This is a genomic window from Pseudomonas sp. NFX5, assembly GCF_049132125.1.
In the GTDB taxonomy this organism is placed as follows: Bacteria; Pseudomonadota; Gammaproteobacteria; order Pseudomonadales; family Pseudomonadaceae; genus Aquipseudomonas; species Aquipseudomonas marginalis.
The window spans coordinates 1-5,137 of the sequence record NZ_JAFMZG010000003.1; the positions used below are offsets into that span (position 1 = coordinate 1).

General features: G+C 63.0%; 4 protein-coding genes. All 4 read right to left on the reverse strand.

Features of this window, described 5'->3' with window-relative positions:
• Positions 1 to 229: 229 nt before the first annotated feature.
• The gene (locus tag J1N02_RS00990; protein WP_027607166.1) at positions 230 to 1,849 is read right to left on the reverse strand and encodes a methyl-accepting chemotaxis protein; all 1,620 of its coding nucleotides are present in this window, start codon (positions 1,847 to 1,849) and stop codon (positions 230 to 232) included.
• Between the two features lie 69 nt (positions 1,850 to 1,918).
• A complete protein-coding gene (locus J1N02_RS00995; protein WP_043293716.1) occupies positions 1,919 to 2,614 on the reverse strand; it encodes an anaerobic ribonucleoside-triphosphate reductase activating protein in 696 nt (231 codons plus the stop codon).
• A complete protein-coding gene (nrdD, locus tag J1N02_RS01000) occupies positions 2,611 to 2,766 on the reverse strand; it encodes an anaerobic ribonucleoside-triphosphate reductase (protein ID WP_027607168.1) in 156 nt (51 codons plus the stop codon). The genes J1N02_RS00995 and nrdD overlap by 4 nt, the downstream gene beginning before the upstream one ends.
• 31 nt (positions 2,767 to 2,797) lie before the next feature.
• Complete coding sequence (locus J1N02_RS01005) at positions 2,798 to 4,798, reverse strand: ribonucleoside triphosphate reductase (RefSeq protein ID WP_421147071.1); 2,001 nt, start codon at positions 4,796 to 4,798, stop codon at positions 2,798 to 2,800.
• Positions 4,799 to 5,137: the final 339 nt, after the last annotated feature.

A 5,137-nucleotide genomic window follows, 5' to 3' on the forward strand; every position in this document is an offset into this window, starting at 1 on the left:
CCCACGCTCCAAAGCCTTCGTTCGGGCACACCGAGCCTAGGCGAGGTGCCGAGTGTTGGGGCGAAGCGTTTTTGGTTACTTTTGGCGCTCTTCCAAAAGTGACCCGCTGTAAGAGCGGAACCCTAAGTGGCCGTGACCGCAGCAACGGATATGTACTCAATCAAATCCAACGACATGGTCGGCCCGAAGGCCGCCACGGAAACAAGCCCCCTGACCGCACCAGCCGAAGTTACACCTTGAACCGCGCCACCGTCTGATGCAGCGTCCCCGCCATCCCGGCCAGGTCATGCCCGGCCGTCTCGGTGTGTATCGCGCCCTGTAACACCTGCTGGGACAAGTTGCGAATGCCCACCAGGTTGCGATCCACTTCCCGCGCCACCAGCGCCTGCTCTTCGGTGGCGCTGGCAATCATCATATTGCGTTCGTTGATCTGCGAGATCGACCGGGTGATCTCGTCCAGCGCTTCTCCCGAACGTTGCGCCACGCTCAAGGTCGCCTGTACCCGCTCGCTGCTGCTGTGCATGGCGGCCACGGCGTGTTCGGTGTCCTGGCGGATATTGCCGATCATCTGCTCGATCTCCTGGGTCGAGACCTGGGTGCGATGGGCCAACGCGCGCACTTCATCGGCGACCACCGCAAACCCGCGTCCGGCTTCCCCGGCGCGGGCCGCTTCGATGGCCGCGTTCAACGCCAGCAGGTTGGTCTGGTCGGCAATGCTGCGGATCACTTCGAGCACGCTGCTGATGTCTTGCACACGGCCGGCCAACTGCTGGATACGCTCCGAGGTTTCCACCACACCGGTGGCCAAGGTATTGATCGACGCCACGGTTTCCTGCACCTGCGCCTGTCCACGCTGGGCGGTCTGCTCCGACAGGCGCGAGGCTTCGCTGGTGCTCACGGCATTGCGTGCCACCTCGTCGACGGCGGCGGTCATTTCGTTCACCGCCGTGGCGGCCTGTTCGATTTCCTGGCCCTGCAACTGCAGGCTGCTGCTGGTCTGGCCGCTGACCGCGCTCAACTCTTCCGACGAGCTGGCCACGCCGTCCACCGACGCGGCGATATGGCGGACCATCTGGTTGAGGCTCTGCTGCATCTGGTGCAGATTGCGCATCACACTGCCGTCGATACTGTTGCCCAACGGCACCTCGAGGGTCAGGTCGCCCTCGGCGATATGGCTCAACACCCGCGCCACTTCATCCGGCTCGCCGCCCAGCGGGCGGGTGACGCTGCGCGTGACGATCACCGCCGCCACCACCACCAGGGCCAGGCACAGCAGGAACAGCCCGAGCATGGTGCGTCGTGCCTCGTCATACAGGGTTTGCGCCGCCTGCTGACGCTCGGCGAACAACCGCCCCTGCATGGCCATCAGCGCATCCAGGCTCTTGAACACCTCAAGCTCGGCCGGGATCACCTGCTGTTTGAGCTGGGCCAGGCCCTGCTCGCGCGCACCTTGCCGGATCAGCGCCTGCACCTGGGTGAAGGCCGCCACGTAGGCCTCACGGTGGGTTTTCAAGGTGGCATAGGCGGCCTTGCCTTCGGCGGTGTCGAGCAGCGGTTCGAGGGTGGCGAACGCCTGGGTGATGCGCTCGCGCGTGGTGCCGATGGAGGCCTGGGCCTGTTGGTTGTCCTGGTCGATCAGCAGGTCGCGGGTGTTGCGCCCGTTATCGCGCACCCCGGTGGCGATCACCATGATCGGCGCAATTCTGGGCCAGTCCTGCTGCACGATCTGCTCGGACTGCTGCTTGAGGGTCGCCAGGTCGTGAAGGGCGTAAAACACCAAGCCGACCAGCGCCAGCGGCGCAATCGCGAAGCCGATGACAATGCGTTGTGCCGTGGTTAATTGCTTCATTGTGATAGTCCCTGATGAACACCTGCCCGTCATGGGCAGCATCTATAAAAATCCGCTTGAGGGCGCCGATCACCCTCGCAATACAAAGGCAGGAAACAACTCGCGCAATCGGCTCCATAACTCCGGCAAGGCAGCCTGTGGCGGAGAACTCGACAATTGCGCATCGAGCATGCTGGCCGTGCGCACCATTTGCACCGCAAAGCGTTGCACGCCATTCGCTTGCAAACGCTGGGCCAGCAACAGCAACCGAGGCGGGTCGATCAAATGCCAATGCACCGTGGTGCGGCACTCGTACTCGACGCCGCTGGCCAACAGGGTGTCGAGGCTGCGCCAGTTGGCGGCACCGCTGTTCCTGACCTGGGTAATCGACTGGCAATCCTCGGCCAGCGCCTTGACGTCAAAGCCGACCCAATCGGCATGCCGCAACGCATTGGCAAACCCTGCCGGCTTGATCCCGGCGCTGTGCAGGCCGACACGAAAGCCCATCGCCCGCACTTCATCCATGGCCGCCGGCAAGCCTTCCTGCAAGGTCGGCTCGCCGCCGCTGAACACCACGGCGTCGAGCAAGTCCTTGCGCCGCTGCAAGAACAGCAACACCCGGCGCCAATCCACCTCCGTGCTACCGCGCGGCGGGATCAGGTCCGGGTTGTGGCAGTAACGACAGCGCCAGGCACAGCCCTGGCAAAACAGCACACAGGCGAGCATGCCGGGGTAGTCGAGGGTGGTCAGGGGCACCAGGCCCCCGACCCGTAGCGCTCGACTCATTGGCGCCCGGCCACGGCGGCCGTTTCAGTGAAATGCACGCGTTCCTTGTGCTCGGATTGTTTACCGGGATTGAACGCGGACACGGGCCGGTGATAGCCCATCACCCGGGTCCAGACTTCGCAGCGCTGACGTTGTGGCTGGGATGTTTGCATGGTGAATCTCCTTGCGGGTTGGAAGATCGGTTCAGTGCGCAGCGGCCAGTGCCAGCACTTCATCGCACTTGGGACAGAACTCGTGCTCACCGGCGAGGTAACCGTGCACCGGGCAGATCGAGAACGTCGGGGTGATCGTCAGGTACGGCAGGCGGAAACGTCCCAACGCCTTGCGCACCAGCTGCTTGCAGGCCTGGGCCGAGGAAATCTGCTCGGCCATGTACAGGTGCAACACGGTGCCGCCTGTGTATTTGCATTGCAGTTCGTCTTGCAGCTCCAGGGCTTCGAAGGGGTCCTGGGTAAAGCCCACCGGCAGTTGCGAGGAGTTGGTGTAGTACGGCGCGACGTCGCTGCCGGCCTGCAGGATGTCCGGGTAGCGCTTGCGGTCTTCCTTGGCGAAGCGGTAGGTGGTGCCTTCCGCCGGGGTGGCTTCGAGGTTGTAGAGGTGGCCGGTGTCTTCCTGGAAGCGCAGCAAAGTGGCACGCACATGGTCGAGCAACTTGAGGGCAAATGCGCGGCCTTCCTCGGTGTGCATGCCCTGCTCGTCGCCGGTGAAATTGCGCAGCATCTCGTGCATGCCGTTGAGGCCGATGGTGGAGAAGTGATTGCGCAAGGTGCCGAGGTAACGCTTGGTGTAGGGGTACAAGCCGGCGTCCATATGGTGCTGGATCACCTTGCGCTTGACCTCCAGGCTTTCCATGGCCATGTCCATCAGGCTGTCCAGGCGTTGCAACAGGCCCGAGGTGTCGCCCTTGAACAGGTAACCGAGGCGCGCGCAGTTGATCGTCACCACGCCCAGGCTGCCGGTCTGCTCCGCCGAACCGAACAACCCACCGCCGCGCTTGAGCAACTCGCGCACGTCCAGTTGCAGGCGGCAGCACATCGAGCGCACCTGGTTGGGTTGCATATCGGAATTGAGGAAGTTCTGGAAATACGGCAGGCCGTAGCGCGCGGTCATCTCGAACAGACGGTCGGCGTTTTCGCTGTCCCAGGGGAAATCGTGGGTGATGTTGTAGGTGGGAATCGGGAAGGTGAAGACCCGGCCCTTGGCATCGCCGGCCTGCATCACTTCGATATAGGCGCGGTTGATCAGCTCCATTTCCGCTTGCAGGTCGCCATAGGCAAACGGCATTTCCTCCCCGCCGATCACCGGCACCTGCTCGCGCAGATCCTCCGGGCACACCCAGTCGAAAGTCAGGTTGGTAAACGGCGTCTGGGTGCCCCAGCGCGACGGTACGTTGAGGTTGTAGATGAACTCCTGCACCGCCTGGCGCACCTCGGCGTAGCTCAGTTGGTCCTTGCGCACGTAGGGCGCCAGGTAGGTATCGAACGAGCTGAACGCCTGGGCGCCGGCCCATTCGTTTTGCAGGGTGCCGAGGAAGTTGACCATCTGCCCCAGGGCGCTGCCCAAGTGCTTGGGCGGCCCGGCTTCGACACGGCCCGGCACGCCATTGAGGCCTTCGTGCAACAGCGAACGCAGCGACCAGCCGGCGCAATACCCGGCGAGCATGTCCAGGTCATGGATATGCAGATCCGCCTCACGGTGCGCACGGCCGATCTGCTGGCTGTAGACCTCGTCGAGCCAATAGTTGGCGGTGACCTTGCCCGACACGTTCAACACCAGCCCGCCCAGGGAATAGCCCTGGTTGGCATTGGCTTGCACACGCCAGTCTTCGCGGTCGAGGTATTCGTTCATCGAGGTGGCGACTTCCACCAGGGTCTTGCGGTCGCGGCGCAGGCGGCCGTGTTGTTCGCGGTAGACGATATAGGCGCGCATGGAAAGGAAGTAGCCGGCGTCCATCAATACGCGTTCGACGCTGTCCTGGATTTGTTCGACGTCCAGGTGTTCGATGCCCCTCAGGCGAGCCAGGACAGCGCCCAGTAACAGGTCGACGTCGGCCTCCTGGTACTCGCCGGTGGCGGTGCCGGCGGCGGTCAGGGCGTGGTGGATTTTTTCGGCGTTGAAGGGGACCAGGCTGCCGTCGCGTTTGTGTAGGCGGGTGCTGACCAGCGGGGTGAGCGTGTTTTGCATTTTCCGGGCTCCAGGCACTACATGTAGATATTTTTAGGTTTACAGACACAATATGCAGTGAGGTTACGGAGAATGGGGTGGGGGTCCCTTGATCGGGGTCAAGGTTTTTTGATTGGGTACATATCCGTTATTTAGGTAACGGCGGCTTAGGGTTCCGCCCTTACGGCGGGTCACTTTTGGAAAAGAGCCCCAAAAGTAACCAAAAGGTCCTCGCCCCAACACTCGGCACCTCGCCTAGGCTCGGTGTGCCCGAACGAAGGCTTGAATCCGTGGGCCGCCGTCATGGGCCATCCCTGGCCCAGGACGGCTAACCCGGCGTCCTGCCGGGTTACCCACGGA

What these genes read in the sequence shown, in the direction of transcription:
- J1N02_RS00995 (WP_043293716.1), bottom strand. Translation starts at nt 2,614, where the DNA reads ATGAGTCGAGCGCTACGGGTCGGGGGCCTGGTGCCCCTGACCACCCTC.
- J1N02_RS01005 (WP_421147071.1), bottom strand. Translation starts at nt 4,798, where the DNA reads ATGCAAAACACGCTCACCCCGCTGGTCAGCACCCGCCTACACAAACGC.
- J1N02_RS00990 (WP_027607166.1), bottom strand. Translation starts at nt 1,849, where the DNA reads ATGAAGCAATTAACCACGGCACAACGCATTGTCATCGGCTTCGCGATT.
- nrdD (WP_027607168.1), bottom strand. Translation starts at nt 2,766, where the DNA reads ATGCAAACATCCCAGCCACAACGTCAGCGCTGCGAAGTCTGGACCCGG.